The sequence below is a fragment of the Streptomyces sp. NPDC002573 genome (assembly GCF_042889625.1).
Classification (GTDB): domain Bacteria; phylum Actinomycetota; class Actinomycetes; order Streptomycetales; family Streptomycetaceae; genus Streptomyces; species Streptomyces gibsoniae.
On the sequence record NZ_JBIARC010000015.1, the window covers coordinates 1 to 17,632 of the forward strand.

The 17,632-nt window shown below is 69.1% G+C and carries 22 protein-coding genes; 8 read left to right on the forward strand and 14 right to left on the reverse strand.

Features of this window, described 5'->3' with window-relative positions; all coding sequences use genetic code 11:
• Positions 1 to 212 precede the first annotated feature (212 nt).
• Entirely contained in the window at positions 213 to 1,061 is an 849-nt protein-coding gene (locus ACFYX0_RS16370) for an MBL fold metallo-hydrolase (protein ID WP_388970792.1), read from the reverse strand.
• A 332-nt stretch (positions 1,062 to 1,393) separates the two neighbouring features.
• On the opposite strand from ACFYX0_RS16370, the gene ACFYX0_RS16375 reads away from it, so the two are divergent.
• Entirely contained in the window at positions 1,394 to 2,260 is an 867-nt protein-coding gene (locus ACFYX0_RS16375) for an MBL fold metallo-hydrolase (protein WP_388970794.1), read from the forward strand.
• 72 nt (positions 2,261 to 2,332) lie between these two features.
• Here the strand turns inward: ACFYX0_RS16375 and ACFYX0_RS16380 are convergent, their stop codons facing one another.
• The 4 genes from ACFYX0_RS16380 to ACFYX0_RS16395 form a co-directional block, all read right to left on the reverse strand.
• Positions 2,333 to 3,256, reverse strand: a complete 924-nt coding sequence (locus ACFYX0_RS16380; protein WP_388970796.1) for an RNA polymerase sigma-70 factor — start codon at positions 3,254 to 3,256, stop codon at positions 2,333 to 2,335.
• A 10-nt stretch (positions 3,257 to 3,266) separates the two neighbouring features.
• Entirely contained in the window at positions 3,267 to 3,650 is a 384-nt protein-coding gene (locus ACFYX0_RS16385; protein WP_388970798.1) for a DoxX family protein, read from the reverse strand.
• A gap of 40 nt (positions 3,651 to 3,690) precedes the next feature.
• Positions 3,691 to 4,164 (reverse strand): carboxymuconolactone decarboxylase family protein, encoded by a 474-nt coding sequence (locus ACFYX0_RS16390; RefSeq protein WP_388970800.1) that lies wholly within the window; start codon positions 4,162 to 4,164, stop codon positions 3,691 to 3,693.
• A 114-nt stretch (positions 4,165 to 4,278) separates the two neighbouring features.
• A complete protein-coding gene (locus tag ACFYX0_RS16395) occupies positions 4,279 to 5,364 on the reverse strand; it encodes a glycoside hydrolase family 88 protein (protein ID WP_388970802.1) in 1,086 nt (361 codons plus the stop codon).
• Between the two features lie 100 nt (positions 5,365 to 5,464).
• Between ACFYX0_RS16395 and ACFYX0_RS16400 the strand changes: the two genes are divergently transcribed.
• Positions 5,465 to 6,313, forward strand: coding sequence for a sensor histidine kinase (locus ACFYX0_RS16400; RefSeq protein WP_388970803.1), 849 nt, complete (start codon positions 5,465 to 5,467; stop codon positions 6,311 to 6,313).
• A gap of 153 nt (positions 6,314 to 6,466) precedes the next feature.
• Positions 6,467 to 6,889 (forward strand): pyridoxamine 5'-phosphate oxidase family protein, encoded by a 423-nt coding sequence (locus tag ACFYX0_RS16405; protein ID WP_388970805.1) that lies wholly within the window; start codon positions 6,467 to 6,469, stop codon positions 6,887 to 6,889.
• A gap of 80 nt (positions 6,890 to 6,969) precedes the next feature.
• On the opposite strand, the gene ACFYX0_RS16410 is transcribed toward ACFYX0_RS16405, so the two are convergent.
• Positions 6,970 to 7,287, reverse strand: coding sequence for a nitroreductase family protein (locus tag ACFYX0_RS16410; RefSeq protein WP_388970807.1), 318 nt, complete (start codon positions 7,285 to 7,287; stop codon positions 6,970 to 6,972).
• A 709-nt stretch (positions 7,288 to 7,996) separates the two neighbouring features.
• On the reverse strand, positions 7,997 to 8,500 hold the full coding sequence (locus ACFYX0_RS16415) for a hypothetical protein (protein ID WP_388970809.1): 504 nt from the start codon (positions 8,498 to 8,500) through the stop codon (positions 7,997 to 7,999).
• A gap of 614 nt (positions 8,501 to 9,114) precedes the next feature.
• Between ACFYX0_RS16415 and ACFYX0_RS16420 the strand changes: the two genes are divergently transcribed.
• Positions 9,115 to 9,471, forward strand: coding sequence for a cupin domain-containing protein (locus ACFYX0_RS16420; RefSeq protein WP_388970811.1), 357 nt, complete (start codon positions 9,115 to 9,117; stop codon positions 9,469 to 9,471).
• 128 nt (positions 9,472 to 9,599) lie between these two features.
• On the opposite strand, the gene ACFYX0_RS16425 is transcribed toward ACFYX0_RS16420, so the two are convergent.
• The 3 genes from ACFYX0_RS16425 to ACFYX0_RS16435 form a co-directional block, all read right to left on the reverse strand.
• Positions 9,600 to 9,770 carry a hypothetical protein gene (locus tag ACFYX0_RS16425; protein ID WP_388970813.1) on the reverse strand — a complete coding sequence of 57 codons (171 nt, stop codon included), beginning with the start codon at positions 9,768 to 9,770 and terminating at the stop codon, positions 9,600 to 9,602.
• A gap of 25 nt (positions 9,771 to 9,795) precedes the next feature.
• Positions 9,796 to 9,972: a hypothetical protein gene (locus tag ACFYX0_RS16430; RefSeq protein ID WP_388970815.1), complete on the reverse strand. Its 177-nt coding sequence runs from the start codon at positions 9,970 to 9,972 to the stop codon at positions 9,796 to 9,798.
• A 524-nt stretch (positions 9,973 to 10,496) separates the two neighbouring features.
• A complete protein-coding gene (locus tag ACFYX0_RS16435; protein ID WP_388970817.1) occupies positions 10,497 to 11,606 on the reverse strand; it encodes an FAD-dependent oxidoreductase in 1,110 nt (369 codons plus the stop codon).
• Positions 11,607 to 11,730: 124 nt separating this feature from the next.
• On the opposite strand from ACFYX0_RS16435, the gene ACFYX0_RS16440 reads away from it, so the two are divergent.
• Positions 11,731 to 12,324, forward strand: a complete 594-nt coding sequence (locus ACFYX0_RS16440; RefSeq protein ID WP_388970819.1) for a TetR/AcrR family transcriptional regulator — start codon at positions 11,731 to 11,733, stop codon at positions 12,322 to 12,324.
• Positions 12,325 to 12,415: 91 nt separating this feature from the next.
• Here ACFYX0_RS16440 and ACFYX0_RS16445 read toward each other — a convergent pair whose 3' ends face one another.
• Positions 12,416 to 12,559 (reverse strand): hypothetical protein, encoded by a 144-nt coding sequence (locus tag ACFYX0_RS16445; RefSeq protein ID WP_388970821.1) that lies wholly within the window; start codon positions 12,557 to 12,559, stop codon positions 12,416 to 12,418.
• On the opposite strand from ACFYX0_RS16445, the gene ACFYX0_RS16450 reads away from it, so the two are divergent.
• On the forward strand, positions 12,558 to 13,325 hold the full coding sequence (locus tag ACFYX0_RS16450) for a class I SAM-dependent methyltransferase (RefSeq protein WP_388970823.1): 768 nt from the start codon (positions 12,558 to 12,560) through the stop codon (positions 13,323 to 13,325). The genes ACFYX0_RS16445 and ACFYX0_RS16450 overlap by 2 nt on opposite strands.
• Positions 13,326 to 13,424: 99 nt before the next feature.
• Here the strand turns inward: ACFYX0_RS16450 and ACFYX0_RS16455 are convergent, their stop codons facing one another.
• On the reverse strand, positions 13,425 to 14,117 hold the full coding sequence (locus tag ACFYX0_RS16455; protein WP_388970825.1) for a TetR/AcrR family transcriptional regulator: 693 nt from the start codon (positions 14,115 to 14,117) through the stop codon (positions 13,425 to 13,427).
• Between the two features lie 53 nt (positions 14,118 to 14,170).
• Here ACFYX0_RS16455 and ACFYX0_RS16460 point away from each other — a divergent pair, with 53 nt between their 5' ends.
• Both ACFYX0_RS16460 and ACFYX0_RS16465 read left to right on the forward strand, forming a co-directional pair.
• Complete coding sequence (locus tag ACFYX0_RS16460) at positions 14,171 to 15,289, forward strand: FAD-dependent oxidoreductase (protein ID WP_388970827.1); 1,119 nt, start codon at positions 14,171 to 14,173, stop codon at positions 15,287 to 15,289.
• 288 nt (positions 15,290 to 15,577) lie between these two features.
• Positions 15,578 to 15,958 (forward strand): hypothetical protein, encoded by a 381-nt coding sequence (locus ACFYX0_RS16465; RefSeq protein ID WP_355914169.1) that lies wholly within the window; start codon positions 15,578 to 15,580, stop codon positions 15,956 to 15,958.
• Positions 15,959 to 16,075: 117 nt separating this feature from the next.
• On the opposite strand, the gene ACFYX0_RS16470 is transcribed toward ACFYX0_RS16465, so the two are convergent.
• Both ACFYX0_RS16470 and ACFYX0_RS16475 read right to left on the reverse strand, forming a co-directional pair.
• Positions 16,076 to 16,723 carry a tetratricopeptide repeat protein gene (locus tag ACFYX0_RS16470; protein WP_388970829.1) on the reverse strand — a complete coding sequence of 216 codons (648 nt, stop codon included), beginning with the start codon at positions 16,721 to 16,723 and terminating at the stop codon, positions 16,076 to 16,078.
• Between the two features lie 134 nt (positions 16,724 to 16,857).
• Positions 16,858 to 17,631, reverse strand: a complete 774-nt coding sequence (locus ACFYX0_RS16475) for a class I SAM-dependent methyltransferase (RefSeq protein WP_388970831.1) — start codon at positions 17,629 to 17,631, stop codon at positions 16,858 to 16,860.
• Position 17,632 lies beyond the last annotated feature (1 nt).

A 17,632-nucleotide genomic window follows, 5' to 3' on the forward strand; every position in this document is an offset into this window, starting at 1 on the left:
AGACGCAGCGAACTCCGGCGCTGCGCGCCTCCGGTCCGAGGATGCGTTTCCCTCCCCGGCTGAAGCCGGGGATACCCACGCAAGATCAGGGATGGCACGTGAGGATATGAGACCGAGTCAGGCATCGCGCTGACACCCATCGCCTTGCCTTCGGCCTGGTGGCCGGTCTGCTCGACCCCTTGCGGTCGGCGACTGGCGCACTATGGCGAGATTCAGCCCTTCGCGGACCTGGCCGAACCCCACAGTGCGCCCTGGTTGACCCGGTCAGGATGCAGTTCCAGCATGCCGCGGTAGAGGTCGAGAGTCGTCGTGGTGCGCCCCGCGATCGCTTCGAAGTCGTGGATGTAGCGCCGGGTCTCGTCGATCGTCTTCGGGTCGTCGGGACGGTCGGGGTTCTTGTGTCCCGCGACCACCGCTTCAGGGTCCAGTGCGGCGATGGTGTCGAGCGCGTGCAGCCAGGCTCGACGCCCCTCGGCGGGCGATTCGGCGAGGTAGAGGTGCACATCGTTGTAGACGGCGTCCCCGGCTACGACCAAGCCGATCGACGGCACGTGCAGGCAGGTGGTGTCGTCGGTGTCCGTGTGTCCCAGTCCCACGACGACGAGGTCGTGCCCCTCCAGTCGCAGCCGATCTCCGGCCAGCGGCTCTGCGGCCACGAGGGTGTCCGGGATCTGCCCGGGGAAGCGCGTGCTCCAGAACGACGCGACGAACTCCGGCGCCATCTGCTTCTTCATCTGCTCCACCACAGCCGGAGTCGCGACCGCGCGCGCTCCCGGGAAGCGCTCGAGGAGCGTGCCCAGCCCGAACCAGTGATCGCCGTGCCCGTGGGTCACGTAGATCGTGGTGAGGTTCTTGCCGCTGGCCGCGACCCAGTCGGCCAGCCGGCCGGCCTGCTCGACGGTCATGAGCGCGTCGACCAGAACCGCATCGCGCTCGCCCATGATCAGCGTGGCCGTGATGGGCGACCACATGCGCTTGGGGAGATCGGGCGGCAGGTCCGCGATCTCGGTGGGGATCGACGGCGCCACATGGACGCTCCAGCTCAGCTGCGCTCCAGGCATGAATGCTCCTTTGGGGCTGTGAGGCAGCCTCGAGATCTGCGACCGATCAGCCACGCGCATGCACATGACTGCTGTCTGGCCTGTCTGCTTCTCCAGCCGAAAGTACGCCCGGTGGACGACGTAGTCAATTCCTTGACATTTATGTCGTAAGTGAGGGAAAGACCCCAGCTTCTAGCAGCTTGGAGATGTCAACTGACACGCCGCCTGTAAGATGGCGACATAATCAAAAACATTACGCCTACTTCACCAGGTGCACGCCTAGGCGACGGTCCACCGCGAGAACGTGGGCAGACGAACGCGTGGACCACGTTGCCCTTCAAGGAGGCGCCACCATGACCGCAGCAGCCGCGCCCGGCTCTCTGGCGTACGAGACCTTCGTCTCGGACGGAACACCCCGGGCAGGCGACCAGCGCCTGCCGAACGGCGACCGGCTCGTCTCCTCGCCGCTGACGTCGACACTGATCTTCGGAGAGGAAGAGGCCGTACTGGTCGACCCTCCTTTCACCCGTGAACACACCGAGAGGGTCGGCGACTGGGTGGCAGGGTCCGGCAAGCGCCTGACCCACATCTACTCCACCCACGGGCACGGCGATCACTGGTTCGGTACCGCAGAGCTCGTCAAGCGGTTCCCCGGCGTCACGGTCTACGCCACCCGCGGCACCATCGAGGTCATGCACCAGCAGGCCACCGAGGGGCGCCAGAAGATGTGGGACCCGAGCTTCCCCGGCCTGATCCCCGACAGCCCGGTGCTGGCCCAGCCCATTCCCGCCGACGGCTTCCTGCTGGAAGGCAACGTCGTTCAGGCCGTCGAGGTCGGGCACTCGGACACCGACGAGACGTCCGTCCTGCACGTACCGTCCCTCGGTCTCGTGGTGGCCGGCGATGTCGCCTACAACGGGGTGCACCAGTACATCCTCGAAGGCGGCGACGGCGGCCTGCAGGCCTGGCTCGCTGCCATCGATCGCGTCGCCGCGCTCGAGCCGCGCTTCGTCGTGGCAGGCCACAAGAACAAGGACCTCCCCGACGATCCCGCCATCCTCGACCAGACCCGGCAGTACCTGCTGGAGGTCGTGCGGCTGCTCAACGGAAAGCCGACCGCCCGCGAGTTCTTCGACCGGATGACAGGGCTCTACCCGGATCTGCTCAACCCGGGTCCCGTGTGGTATGGAGCGGTCGGGCTGCTGGGCGCTGACCAGTAGGCGCAGCGGGGAAAGCCGACTTGACCGTACGAGCCGCCGTTGCGCGGGTCGTTCGGGAGCGGCGACGGCCAGTCAGTTCATCCGTCGACGGGCCTGCTTCACCTCGCGGTCGACGGCCCACGCGTCGGCGACGGGCCCGAGGTGGCCGAGCTTGTCGGGATTGATCACCGCGCGGATGGTCTGGATCTGTCCGTCGAGCACCTCGAGGGCCAGGATGTGGAGCACCTTGCCGTCCCGGACGCGGAAGATCGCGCCGGGCTGGCCGTTGACGTCGTGCGGCTCGAACGTCACGTCGATCCGGGCCATCAAGGGGAAGACGGAGGCCAGCAGGCGGGCCACGTTCTCGGCGCCGACGACCGCCTTGGCCAGCTGCGGGGTCTTGCCGCCGCCGTCCCCGGCCATCGACACGTCGGCGGCGAGCAGATCCCGCAGGCCGACGACGTCGCCTTCGCGGAGAGCGTCGAGGAACCGCGTCGCCAGTTCCTGCTGCTCCTGCCGGTCCGCCTCGAACCGTGGCCGCCCGGCCTGCATGTGCCGCCGTGCCCGCACCAGCAGTTGCCGGCACGCCGCCTCCGACCGCCCCACCGCGGAGGCGACGTCGTCGAATCCGAAGCCGAACACCTCCCGCAGTACGAACACCGATCGCTCCGGCGGGCTGAGCCGCTCCAGGAGCAACAGCGCCGCCATCGACACCGAGTCGGCCAGTTCCGCCGAGCGAGCCGGGTCCTCGTAGGGGTCGGCGAGCAGCGGTTCGGGGAACCAGGGCCCGACGTACTCCTCCCGCCTCACCCTCGCGGAGCGCAGCACATCGATCGCGATCCGCGTCACCGTGGCGGACAGAAAGGCCTTGGTCGACGTGGCCCGGGTCGCCGAGCCGTCGAAGCGCAGCCATGTCTCCTGCACCGCGTCCTCGGCCTCACCCACGCTGCCCAGAATCCGGTAGGCGATGGAGAACAGCAGCGGCCGCAGCTCCTCGAACTCCTCGACCTTGCTCATGCCGAACCCCCTAGCCGGTGAAGGACCCGGGGCCGAAGCGGCCCCATGCCACGAACGCTGCAAGCAGGAGATAGATCAAGTTCAGCATCACATACGTGGATTCGCCGCGTCGGCCGTGAGTGATCATCGCGCCGGCCATCAGCAGGACCCAGCACACGGCGGTCACCGGTACCAGAACCGTTGCGATGTCGACCACGGCGGGCAGGATCAGGCCCGCCGCAGCCAGAAGTTCGAGGGCACCGAGGGTCTTGACGAAGCCGACGCCGACGTCGTCGGTCCATCCCCCGCCCTGGACCGCGGCCAGTTTCCCCTTGGGCACGAATGTCTTGCTGATGCCGCCGGTGAGGGCTATCACGGCCAGCAGTCCGGCACCGATCCACAGTGCGAGGTTCATGAGGTCACACTCCTGTCGCTCGGCATCTCCCCTCCACCGCTCAGTGGAACTGCCCCACTTGGTAGTTGCCGGCCGGCTGCCGGGTGATGATGTTCAACCGGTTCACCGAGTTCATGAAGGAGACCAGGACGACCAGGGCCGTGAGCTGCTCCTCGTCGTAGTGCTCGGCAGCGTTCGCCCACACCTCGTCGCCGACCCCGCCGGCGGCGTCCGCAACCCGGGTCCCCTCCTCCGCCAGCTCCAGCGCGGCTCGCTCGGCGTCGGTGAAGACCGTGGCCTCCCGCCACGCCGCGACCAGGTTCAGTCGCACCGAGGTCTCGCCGGCAGCGGCGGCCTCCTTGGTGTGCATGTCGATGCAGACGGCACATCCGTTGATCTGGCTCACGCGCAGCGCGACCAGTTCCTGCGTCTCGGCCGGGAGCGGCGATTCCTTGAGCGCCTTGCCCGCCGACATGAAGTGCTTGAGGGCCTTGCCGGCGGTCGGGGTGGCGAAGTAGTTCAGTCGCGCGTCCATGGAGTGCTCCTCTGCGGTCGTGTGTCGCTACACCCCCGAGACGAGGTAGCCCGGCCGCCTGTGACATGGACGAATGTGACCCGCGTCTCCCCGCCGCCGGCGCAGGGTGGTTGGTCAGGGCCGCATCGACAGGTCGATTGCCCGGTCGACGTCCTGCGGTTGCAGCAGGCGCAGGATGCCTTCCAGCAGGTAGTAGTCGGCGTAGGGCAGGGAGACCTCGATTCCGTCCTCGGCGGGCCGGTTGCGGGTGCAGCGGGCGACTATCGCCTCGGCGCGGGCCGACTTCCTCGTCAGGCAGGTCTCCGACAGCGCGGTGAGGATCCGCACCGCCACCTGCCGGTACTCGCGTCTGCCGGTGGCGGTGGACAGGTCGAGCAGCCCGCACGCCATGACGGCGCCCGCCGAGGCGTCCTTGATGTCGTGGGGTTGTTGCGGTGCGCGGTAGTCCCAGACGGGCACGTTGTCCTCGCCCAACGTTCCCACCGCGTAGTCGGCGAGCTTGCGCGCCGTGGACAGGAATTGCTTGTCGCCGGTACGGCGGTACATGGTGGTGAATCCGTAGATCCCCCAGGCCTGCCCGCGTGACCAGCAGGAGGTGGGGCTGTAGCCCTGGACCGTGTTGGGGCCGATCGGTGCGCCACTGTCGGGGTCGAAGTCGTAGACGTGGGGCGTCGATCCGTCCTGGCGGGGAAAGGTCTCCTGCACCGTCCTGGCATGTTCCACAGCGACGCCGAGGTATTTCTCGTCACCTGTTTGCCGGCTCGCGAAGGCCAGCAGATCGAGATTCATCATCGTGTCGATGATGACCCGGCCCGCGTTGTTCGGGTCGCCGAGTGCTCCCCATGCCCGGATGAAGCGTCCCCGCGGGTTGTACCGCTGGATCAGCGACTCGGCCGCCTGCACGGCACCCGCGCTCCAACTGTCCTCGCCGGTCAGCCGCCAGGCGGTGACCCACGACGGACAGAAGAGGAAACCGAGGTCGTGGGTGGTGGTGTCATGCCGGCGCGGAGCAAGTCTGCGGGCCGAGTCGAGGGCCAGCGTTCGAAACACGTCGTCCTTGCTGTACAGGTACGCCATCCACAACGTCCCCGGCCAGAACCCTCCCACCCAGTCGCCGTCCTGGGAGTAGACCCACTTCTCGAACTTCGTCGCGACGGGAAAGGCGGTGACGCGCGGTGCGACGGCACGCAACTTCTCCACCGCATAGTCGGCTGCCGCACGCAGCGTGTGTGCCGTCGAGGCCGGGTCCTGGTGACCGGGCGCCTCCGCGGCCCATGCCGGTGAGGTTACCAGCGACTCCGTGAGCGCCGACCCGCGCGCCGAGGGCGGCAGCGCCTCAGTGGTGGAGCTCGGACCGGCGTTCCTCGTACCGCTCGGCACCCGGGAGCACGTCCGCGGAGTGCTGCAGGTCGCGAACGTACCGGGCGGCGCCCACTTCGCCGACGCCGTGGTGGACATGGTCACCGGGTTCGGCAACCAGGCCACGCTGGCCCTGGACGTCGCCGATCATCGGCGGGACGTGGAGCACATGATCGTGCTCAACGACCGCGACAGGATCGCCCGAGACCTGCACGACCTGGTCATCCAGCGGCTGTTCGCCGGCGCGCTGTCACTCCAGTCCACGCTGGGCCGAGTCGCCGACCGGCCGGAGGTGAGCGAACGGATCGAGCGGGTCGTGGACGACCTGGACGACACCATCAAGATCGTCTGTTCCACCGTCTACGCCCTGCGCGAGCACGATCAGGCGCGTCGCGGCAGCGGGCTGCGCGCCCAACTGGTGGCGGCCACCGAACGCGCCACCGGGTCGCTGGGCTTCGCCCCGGCACTGCGCATGAGCGGACTGCTGGACACGGCCGTGTCCGCCGGGCAGGCCGAGCAACTGCTGGCCGTGCTCGGCGAGACACTGTCCAACGCCGCCCGGCACGCGAACGCCACCACCGTGGACATCGGCGTCGAGGTCACCGACACCACCCTGACGCTGCGCGTGGCCGACAACGGCCGCGGAATCGACCCGACGGCCGACCGCCGCAGCGGCCTGGCCAACCTGCGCCGGCGTGCGGAGGAGATGGGCGGCACGTTCACCCTGTCCTCGAACCGACCGAGCGGCACCGTCGTCGAGTGGGGCGTTCCGCTCGCCGCATCAGCCTGACGGTTCCCGCCCAGGCAGAGCACAGGCCCTGCCGCCGGAATGTGCCCCGGCGACCTGCGAGACGGACCGTAGAACGAGGCTGGCCATAGGGGCCATGCGACAAGGGCCATCCGGCCCTAACCGAGCCGCTGTGGCACAAGGGAGCATGGACCGATGTTCCACAACGACGGCTTCCGCGCGCTCGATCGGCAGGAGTGCCTGCGGCTGTTGGCCAAGGTGCCGGTCGGCCGTGTCGTGTACACCCGCCAGGCGCTGCCCGCGGTGCTCCCGGTCAACTTCTCTCTCGACACCGACTCCTCCGTGCTCCTGCGTACCCCGGCGAACTCGGACCTCGTCCGCGCGATCGACGGGGCCGTGGTGGCCTTCGAGACCGACGACTTCGACGCCGTGGCCCGCTCCGGCTGGAGTGTGGTCGTCACCGGCCTGGCGACCGTGGTCACCGACCCTGCCGAGCACGAACGGCTGTCACGGACCGGCCCGCGCTCCTGGGTGGTCACGGGCGAGGGGGTCTTCGTACGCATCGAGTCCGAGATGGTCACCGGACGGGAAATCACGGTGCCTCACAGCACGGACTGACCTGGGTCGCGAAGGGTGAGCACAGCTCGGCGGTTGTGGACCTGTCGCTCGGAACACGGGTGGGATGGGACCGGGCCGACTCAGGTCGCCGATCCGGCACGGATCACGGGACGTTGGGCGTCGGCCCCGTCCGCCACCTGTGCCACGGCCTCCCCGTGGGCGCGCTCGGCGGCGAGCCGGAGGTTGAACACGGCCGCGCCCACGGACAGATGCTGTGCGCGTCCGTCGGGGTCGGCCGACGAGAGCTGCCGCTCCCGCACCGCACGAACCTCCAGGAGCTGGTCGTCCGGGTCCACCCGAAAGCGCCAGGGCTGCGTGTTGTGGTTGGACGGCGCCGCCACGGCCGCCGCGAGCAGCACCTCCAGAGCCGCCGCATCCAGGCCAGGGGTACGCACCATGGTTCCTCTCTCGTCAGACATCACCGACGCGGCAGGCCGCGGGAAAGTGGGGGCGTCGCCGCTCATGTGGCGGGCAGCGCTGCGGCGAGCAGGACGACGCGCGGTGAACCGGCCGGGGAGACGAGGGCCAGGGTCCGGCCAGTTCCGGGCGGCCCCTGGTGCGCGCGACACCGTGTGCGGCCGCGGCGAGCATGACGACCAGGAGCGGGCCGGGTTCGACCGCCGGCGTGCGCCCGTTGCCGGTTCCGCGAGCGAGGCCCGGGTGACGCCCTTGCACTCAGAGCGAGCTGCCCGCCGACCCCCAGCACCGCCGACCCCGGTGACGTGCAGAAACCGGACCCACGACCAGAGGCTGACGGCGCCCACTGCCTGCTCACCTCCACCATGCCCACTGCCCCGACATCGGCGCAGAACGGGTACGCATCACGCGTCCGACCGCCCGGGGGGTCAGGGCAGACGTGGCGGGCGGCCGGACGGTGACCGATCCGGCCCGTGCGCGGTGCCCGCCACGGGGGATGGCGATGGAGACAGCCTCACGGGCGCTCGGCGCGGTCGGACACGGGATTTCTCCGGATCGGTCGGCAGTCAGTCTTCGGCATCGAACTGCCTGGGCGCGACGGCCCATGAGCCCGTCCTCAGGGACCGGATGTCCCTCTTCCGGCGAGCGCGAGAGGGCCGGATGGCCCGCCAGGCGTCGTGGCCGGGCCCGTCAGGCAGCGCGGCGCGGCTTCGCCCCCACGACGTTCGCCGTGGCCACCAGCGCCGCGCCGAGGCCGGTCAGCGCGCCTCCCAGGCCCGTGACCAGCGTGGTGAGGTGCCAGGCCTGGTAGGCGGACAGCAGCGAGCCGCGCAGCGTCTCACCCATGAAGGCGGTCTGGCGAAGCTCGGCGAGCTTCTCGTCGTCGTTCCCGGTGGCGTGCAGTTCTTCGGTGATCTCGGAGTAGGTGCGGCCGCCGGTCGCCTTGACGACATGGTCCTTGATCAGTTCGGCGTATGCGTGGGCCTGGGGGCCGGTCTCCACACTCTGCCCCGCGAAAGGGGTGAAGTGGTCCGGCAGCCCGTGGCCGGGGAACCTGATCTTCTGGGCGGCCAGCTCGCTACGGATCTCCTTCCGGCCCTTGCGGCCCTGCACAAGCATGACGGGGCCGGCGGCCATAAGGGCCGCGCCGACGGTACCGACCAGCGCGCCGGTCCAGCGGTGCGCTCTGTCCATGAGGTGCTCCTTGTTGCTTCGTTGTGATTGGGTTGCTTCGTTGCCATTGCGGATACGACGTGTGGCGTGGGCGCGGGGTGCGTCGACGTCCGAGGTCCGCGCGGGCACCCGCGGGGGACCCGGTCGGCGTCGGCTGAGGGGCAGCCGCCTGGCATCGGGGCCCACAGCACGTACGCCCCATTGGGGAGGCCGGGGGTGCGCAGTTCGGTCTGGGTGAGAGCAGGCGGCTGGGGGTGGCTTTGCGGAGCGAGTAGCAGCATGGCGCGGTCGACCGCGTCGAAGACCATGGGAAGGTGCGCGGTGTTGGCGACGGACCGGAGATCCAGTTCAAGCATGGCCTGCTCCGTCGCACCGCCGTAACCACGGCTCTCTCCTCCGCGTCGCCGCCCGATATGTCACTGAGTGTCTCAGGCCTACGGCTTACAGGAGTGGCGTCGGCGGGCGTGTCCCCGCGCAAGCCGGTTGCACCAACTGCCGGTGCTCGCCGGCCCCCGATTCCCGACCTCCGACACGAGGCGTCCCCGTACCGGCTGCCGGCCGGAGTCTCCCTACCCTGGTGTCGGGCCCGCATCGGTGGGTCCTCGCCGCCTGATGGGGCGTCAGGAGACAGCAGTATGACCGCCACCGTGATCGAAGACCTGGCCGCCGAGCTTCCGCCGCCCGAGGAGGGCACCCTCAGCCGCGTCCTGTACCGCGACGACCGGCTGCGCGTGATCGGGTTCGCATTCGCCACCGGAGCGGAACTGACCGAGCACACCTCGCCCCTGCCCGTGGTGATCCAGGTCGTCCAGGGCCGCCTCGACCTGGTGCTCGACCAGGAGACGGCCGTGGCTCGGCCCGGCAGCTGGATTCACCTGCCGCCCCGGCTACCGCACACCGTCCGCGCCACCGAGCCCACGGTCAAGCTGCTGACCATGCTGCCCGGCGCACACCCGACGGCCCCAATGGCCCCGCCGACAGCTGACAGCTGACCGGATCGGCTGTCTCAGGGATCCGTAGCACTCGGCAGGGCACGGCGATCACTCAAGGCGCCTTGCGCGAGGCTGGGCGGACCGCGCCGGGATCGTCGGCACGACCCGCCCCCACATGTCTCACGGAATCAACCCTCGGCGTGGGCCAGCAACAGGTCGGGGCCGAACACCTCGTAGCGGACACGCCGTGCGGGGATACCGACCCCGATCAGTTGGCTGCTGACCGCGCGCATGAACGGGAGCGCGCCGCACAGATACACGTCGGCATCGGTGGGCAGATCCAGGCCGTCGAGGTCCATCAGACCCGTGTGAGAGCCGGCTTCGTCACTTGCGTTCTGCTCGTACCTCGTACCAGAACTCTGCTCGCGCGTCAGGCAGCTCCTCCACCAGACGGCGGGTGTCGGCACGCAGGGCGTGGTCGGCCGGCGTGCGATCGGCGTGCAGGACATGGACCGGCCGGGTGGAGCCGATGGAAGCGAGGTGTTCGAGCATGGCGACCATGGGGGTGCAGCCGATGCCGGCGGAGACCAGCAGCAGCGGGTGTCGGCGTCGTCGAGGACCACGTCGCCGAAGGGTGCCGACAGGGTGAGCTGGTCACCGACTCCTACGATGCGGTGGAGCCGGTTGGACACCTCACCCTCGGGGGTCTCCGCCACACTCGCCACCCGCTTGACGGTGATGCGCCGCAGCCGGTCGCCGGGCTCGGGCCGATCGGCGAACATGGTGCCGTGGAAGCGTGCGGTGATCTCGTCCAGGGCCCCGCCGACAGCGGGCAGGGTGGTACGAACGACTGCGGCCGACTCGGGCGAAAGCATGGCTCTCCTTTGCAGAGCTGTATGTGAACGGAGGGCACTCACCGTCACAGCCGGGACCCGGCACAGGGAGCCGTCCGGCCCCTCGATCGTGCCGTCGGCGCCGTCGTGTCCAGTAGGGCCGACGTTCCCTGAGAGCAGGGACGGTCGGACCGGACGCCGGGCGAGTCGGGTGCGGCCGCCGGGGACGGGGACGGGAACGGTGGAGTCTGCTCAGGAGGCCGTCGCGGGAACGAGGTGGTCGAGTCCCTGCGCGCTGCCCGTCGCGGCCTCGATCGAGCGCGGCAGCATGATGCTCTCGTAGGCGCGGACGGCGTCGCCGACGCTGGATTCGGTAACAAGGGTGTGGGCGAGGTCGGAGCCGTCGAGCATGGCGAGATTGGCGCCCAGCCCAACCGGGGGCATCAGGTGCGCGGCATCGCCGAGCAGCGTGACGCCGGGAACGTGCTCCCAGATGTGCGGGGCGGGCAGGACGAACAGGGACCGGTTGATGAACCCGTTGTCACTGTTCCGCAGGATGTAGCGCAGGCTCTCGTCCCAGCCGTCGAACATCCTCAGCAGGTGTGCCCGTACGGCCCGCTGGTCACCGAGGTCGACACCGGCGGCCACGTGCCAGTCCTCCGGCGCACGGAGCGCGATGTAGGCACGGATGTGGCCGTTGCTGTTGCGCTGGGCGACCAAGGACCTGCCGACGCCCTTCGCCAGCATCGATCCGTTGCCGACCAGCCGCGCGAGGTCGGGATGGCGGGTGTCGCAGTGGTCGAATCCGGTCTCGACGAAGGTGACACCGGTGTAGCCGGGTGCTGCGTGCGACAGGGCCGGGCGGACGCGTGACCAGGCGCCGTCGGCACCGACCACCAGGTCGAAGTCCTCGGCGGTGCCGTCACCGAAGAGCAGCCGGCAGGTGCCGTCCCCCAGTGAGGTGACCCTGCTGACGGCACGGCCCCACCGCACCGTGCCCTCGGTGATCGAGTCCAGGAGCAGATCGCGCAGTTGACCACGGTCGATCTCCGGCCGACCGCCGGCGGCGGAAGGCCCCTGCTGCGCCAGGAGGGCGGCGTTGGCGAAGTCGAGCACCCGCCACTCATCTCCTTCGGGGCGGGCGAGGGCGTGAAATCGGTCGAGGAGCCCGGCCGAACGCAGTGCGGCCTGACCGGTGTCGGCATGCATGTCGAGGGTGCCGCCCTGCGGGCGGGCGTCGGCAGATGCCTCGCGTTCGAAGACAGTGACGGAGCGGCCGTGTTGCTGGAGGACTCGGGCGCAGGTGAGGCCGCCGAGGCCGGCGCCGACAATCGCGATGCGGGGATCACGAGCAGAGTTCAAGGGAGTGTCCTTCGGGAGGCGGGTGAGCCGCCGGGAGGCCCGGCATCACCAAGAAAGCACACTCGCTAAATAAGTGCAATGACTAAACTTTCGTAGCGGATACACTTCGAGGTATGGTGTGCGAGTGACCGAACCGACCGGGCGCCGCGAGCGCAAGAAGGCCCAGACCCGTCAGTCCCTGGCCGACGCCGCACTTGAGCTCTTCCTCGAGCGCGGCTACGACCAGGTCAGTGTCAAAGACATCGCCGACTCCGCCGACGTCTCGGTGACCACCCTGTTCAAGCACTTCTCCGGCAAGGAAGCCTTGGTCTTCGACCAGGACGACGACCTGGAAGCAGCTCTCGTCGCCGCCGTGCGCGAGCGGCCCCCGGGTCAGTCGATCCCGCAGGCGTTGCGCGAGCACCTCCTGCTGAAGCAGAGCCAACACGCCGTCCATGCCGCGGACCCGCGGTTCGCCGACTTCACGCGCCTGGTGCAGGAGACCCCTGCGCTGCGCGACTACGCCCATCGCATGTGGACGCGCCACGAAGCGGCCCTGACGAGGGCCATCGCCGAGGCTGTAGGTGCGCCCGAGGACGACGTCAGCTGCGCCGCACTGGCCCGTTTCGCCCTTGAGGCCCGCAGCCTCATCCTGCAGCACGCCGAACCGCGCCGAGCCGCCGACGAGGCCTTCGCGCTGCTCGAACACGGCTGGGCAGCCTCCCATCCGGGTAGCTGACCCGGCCTGCGAGGAGGCCCGGTGTGCGCGGATACGGTGCACTCGGATGCGGTGCACGCTCTCCGGAGCATCGACATGACCATCCGTCAGATCAGCGCTCGTAGTCGCGGCCCAAGGTGTCCTTGCCGGTGGCGATGGTACGGCGGCGCAGGGCCTGAACGGCCTGGGGAAGGCGAGGCCCGCGGGTGAAACGGCCGAGCATCTGCGACGCAGATCGTGTCAGGATGCTCGGCATGGCTGATCGCGCACTGAGCTTCGGAGCGATGGCGGAAGCGTACGAACGGTTCCGGCCGGGCTATCCCGTGGAGCTTTTCGACATGGTGCTGGCGTACGCGGATCAGCCGGTTCGGACCGCCCTCGAGATCGGCGCCGGGACGGGCAAAGCAACCCGCCTGTTCGCTCGACGGGGAATCACGGTCACCGCGACCGAGCCTGACGAGGCCATGCTCGCCGAACTACGCAAGCACGTACCGGCGAGCGTCAGGACAGTGCAAGCCTCGTTCGAGGACTTGCAACTGGGTGAGCGGTACGGACTGGTTTATGCGGCGGCAGCACTGCATTGGACGAAGCCGGACGAGCGGTGGTCACGTATGGCCGCGCTGCTGGAGCCGGGTGCCGTGTTCGCCTCGTGCGGCGGGCCGATCGGGCTGGCTGACCCGGCGGTGGATGAGGCCGTTCGCGCGGCTCGAGCGCCGTTCCTGGAGAGCGACGAGATTCCTTCCCCAGACGGAACGCCTCCGGCACATGCCATGCAGTGGCCCGGTACGGAGCTCCAACGGTCCGAGTCGTTCACCGATGTTCAACAGCGCCTGGTCGAACGGCGCTTGACGATGAGCGCTTGCGAGTACATCGGCCAACTCTCAACCGTCTCGGCCTATCTCATGTTGCCGAACTCGGAGCGAGAGCAGGTGTTCGGCCAGATGATGCAGGTTCTCCCTGAGACGGTCGAGATCGTCGCCGACATCACCGTCCATCTCGCGCGTCGGCGCTACGAGCAGTAGCACCTCGCCGAACGTCGACGCGGCCGAGCCGTTGTCGCCGCAGGGCATCAAGCCACACCGACCCCGACCTCGCTCACATGCGGCAAGAAGAGCCGAGCGTCACGCCGGCGGCCGGGTGAGTTTGGCGGCCACGGCGTCGAGGACCCAGTCCAGGCCGGTCGCGAAGGATTCCTCGGCGTCCACGTCCGTGCCGTCGTGCACGGCCTTGGTCAGCGCCGGGAAGCGGCCCGTGGCCAGCATTCTCGTCACATGCGGGCCGGAGGCGCGCTGCCAGTCGCGCTTGGACAGGCCCGTGGCTCGCTCGGCCCGCAGGTTCGCGATCTCGCGCCTGATCGCGCCGGTGAAGTAGGCGCTGACGGTCTCCACGGCGCGCATGACGGTGTCGATGTCGGCGAGGCCGTCGAGGGCGGACAGCGTGGCCTCGGTCACGGCGAGGCCGTTCGGGCCCAGGCTCGGGCGACGGCCGAGCAGGTCGGCCAGCCATTCGTGACGGAGAGCGGCCTGCCTGGTGCGGTGGGCGAGGATGCGCAGCGCCTCCCGCCAGTCACCGGGCTGCTCCTCGGGGAGAATCTCGGCTTGGACCTCGTCCACCATGAGGTCGAACAGCTCCTCCTTGGTGGAGATGTATCCGTACAGCCGCATCGGACCGGCGTTCAGCCGGGCGCCGACCTTGCGCAACGACACCGCCTCCAGCCCGCCCTCGTCGGCCAGCGCGATGGCGGCGGCGACGATCCGCTCCCGGTCGAGCGGCACGGGGCGAGTCGGCGGCTCCGGCCGGTCCCACACAGTCATGGTCACATCGTACTGTTGCGATGCACCGTACTGGTAAAATACGGTGTATCGACATGAGACACCGCATCGCTGTGGCCGGAGCCGGCCCTGCCGGCCTTACCTTCGCTCGTGTCATGCACCGCCACGACTACCCCGTCGCCGTCCTCGAACGCGAGCCCGCCCCCGACGCCCGCCCGCCGGGCGGCACGCTGGACCTGCACGAAGGGCTGGGCCAGCTCGCGCTGGACAAGGCGGGGCTGCTGGCGGAGTTCCAGGCGCTGTCCCGTCCCGGGGGGCAGGCCATGCGCATCCTGGGCGCGGACGGGTCCGTGCTGCGCGACTGGCGGCCCCGTCCAGACGACCGGGCCAATCCCGAGATCGACCGCGGGCAACTCCGTGACCTGCTGCTCGGCCCTCTCGACGTCCGGTGGGGGCGGGGCGTGACGCAGGTGGTGCCGGGGACCCGGGATGGCGTACTGGTCCAATTCGCGGACGGGCGACAGGAGACGTTCGACCTCGTGGTCGGCGCGGACGGCGCCTGGTCCCGGATCCGCCCGGCAGTCTCGTCGGTGACGCCGCACTACACCGGCGTCACCTCGGTCGAGACCTCCCTCGACGACGTCGACACCCGCCACCCTGACCTCGCCAAGTTGATCGGCGACGGTTCCGTGGCGGTGTACGGCGTGAACCGCTCCCTCGTCGCCCAGCGCAACAGCGGCGGCCACGTCAAGGTGTACGCCAAGTTCCGCGCGCCGCTGGACTGGCACACGGACCTGGACCTGGCCGACGCCGAGGCCGTGCGATCGAGCCTGCTGGCCCTGTTCGACGGCTGGGCCGCTCCCGTCCTCGACCTCCTCCGCCAGGGCACCGCTTTCGTCCACCGCCCGTTCTACGTCCTGCCCGTGTCCCACACCTGGGCCCACGTCCCCGGGGTGACGCTACTGGGCGACGCCGCCCATCTGATGCCGCCATTGGGGGCGGGCGCGAACCTAGCGATGCTGGAAGGCGCCGAACTCGCCGAGTCCATCGCCACCGGCCCTGGAGATCTGGACGAGGCCGCCCGCGCCTTCGAGGAACAGATGTGGGCACGGGCCGGCAGGTGGGCGAAGATCACGACCGCCGGTCTGGAACGCCTGGTGAGCGCGGACCCCGCCGAAGCCCTCGCCCTCTTCGACCAAGTCCAGCCATCCTGACTGCCGAGCGCGAGAGCACCAGCACTGACAGCTCGCCACGGCTTCACGGGCAGTACGGCCCAATACCGGCAGGCCGACCCGCTCGGCCGAGCCTCAGCGATCCGCCAACTGTTCCTCCGAGCCCCCGCACCCGTGATCGCTCGGGCCCTCGGCCACCACGAGAAGACCACCACCCACCTCGTCACCGAAGCCGGCGGGACCTGGAACCGATACGCCCCAGGCGATCACCAAGCCACAGCCGCAGCCACCTGCTTACGCAGGATCCGACGAGCCGCACTTGTCCTCGACATGGACGACACGCAGTTCGGTGCCGTCCTGATGGCGCTTGGAACGTCCGCACAGTCCGACAGCGAAGTCCTCTTGACCCCTGGGTTCATCGGGCCCGACATACGTGAGGACGTCTTGGTGGTGACCGGTGACCACCCACCCGTCGGCATCCTTGACGTTGATCACTCCGAAGTCGCCCGCCGGAGAGCCTGCATGAACAGGACCGAACTCACCGAGGATCTTCGTGGCCTGCTCAGCAAGGTCACCATCGGGGGCGGTCAGCACGACACAGGTGCCATGTTCGAACAGTACCCACGACTTCCGGGGATCGGTGAGAAGGCGCTTCCAGACGTCGACGAGTATCTCGGTGTTCATGGCGAGCATCATGCCGCAGAACACTGACACACGGTCACGGTCGCCTGATGACATCCACGCATACGCCCCACATCAACATGCGAGCTCACCGGTCTCGCGGGCCGAAGCCACTGTCGGTGCCGATCACCGCCGGACAACGGGAACCTAGGAGCGGATGAGCGTACGGGCATGCTCGATCCACCCCAGGACGGCCTTGGCACCGCAGCTCTCGGCGACCGACTGGGCCTCGTCGAGGTGGTGGAGCGCCGCCGACGGGTCATCGGTCTCGGCCGCGAGGTGGGCCAGTGCCACCAGCCCGGCCGCTTCCCCGGGCCTGAAGCCGATCTCCCGGCGCAGTGTCACGGATTCGGTCAAACGCTCGCGGGCCTGATCGACGTGGCCTGCGTCTCTGTCGGCGAAGCCGAGATGGCGAATCGCGTAAGACATCGTCATTCGGTCGTCGACGGATTTGGCCAGCGCGTACGACCGCTCGAAGTAGGGCCTGCCGGTGGCGTCGTCACCCTTGACCACCTGGTGCCAGCAGCCGACCCAGAACAACGCGTCCGCCTCACCCGACGCGTCCCCCAGCCGCTCGTACAACTCGGCCGCGCGCTCGAACAGCACCAGTTCCTGGCCGTTCTGTTCGCGGTCGTTCAGGAAGCGGACGTGCAGTACCTTGCCCCGCGCCATGTACAACGGCGCCTCGACCGCGTCCAGCACGTCATCGGACCGGTCCAGCGCGGAGATGTCCCCGCCGAACATCGCCGCTTCGAACAGGTCTCCCGCACGTTCGATCCAGTCCTGCTCTTGCATACTTCTGCCCCTCCCCGTCAGACGATGGCAGCGCCGAGGTTATCTCCGCGCCCTCGGCGGAAGACGGGAAATTTTTGAACGGCCGTACTCAACACCTCGATCCGACTCTGGCTCCGCTCGTGATCCACGCCCGGCTACGCGTGCGAGTCGTCAGCCGACGGCGGTACCTCGACGACGAAGAACAGGAAGTTGGATTTCGTCGAAAGGTCCTGGAAGCCGTCGGGGAACAGTTCACGGGCGGCCGGGTCGGGCTGTGGCTCGCTGATGGCGGAGAGACGGAAGCCGGCGGTGGTGAAGGCATCGGTCATCGCGTGCAACGGCCGCCGCCAGAACCTCATCGGGACGGACTGCCCGTTGAACGTCCACTCGAAGGTATAGCTGGTGGTCGCGAAATAGTCGGGCCGAGGATCCTCGGAGGTGTAGGCCACGAAAGGGTGGTCCACCGACGCGATCAGCCGCCCGCCGGGCCTGAGCACTCGTCGCAACTCGGCCAGCGTCGGCCCCCAGTCCTCCAGGTAGTGCAGCACCAGCGACGCGACCACGTCGTCGAACGCACCGCCGGCGAACGGCAGGCGGTCCTTCAGGTCGACCACATGCAGGGCCATGTCGTCACCGAGCCTCCGCCTGGCCAGCACCAGCATCCCGGCGCTGGCGTCGATGCCGGTGACGACGGCACCGCGGTCGCGCAGTGCAGCGGACAGGGGACCCGAGCCGCAGCCGGCGTCCAGGATCCGACGGCCGGCCACGTCTCCGACGAGGGCCAGCATCGCGGGCCGCTCGTAGTACGCGTTCACGAGGCTGTTCTCGTTCTCCGCCGAGTACGCCTCGGCGAAACTGTCGTAGTCATTCTCCCGGGCCCGATCTGCATACCGGGTGAAGGGCTCGGGCACGTCGGTCACGCGTTCCATC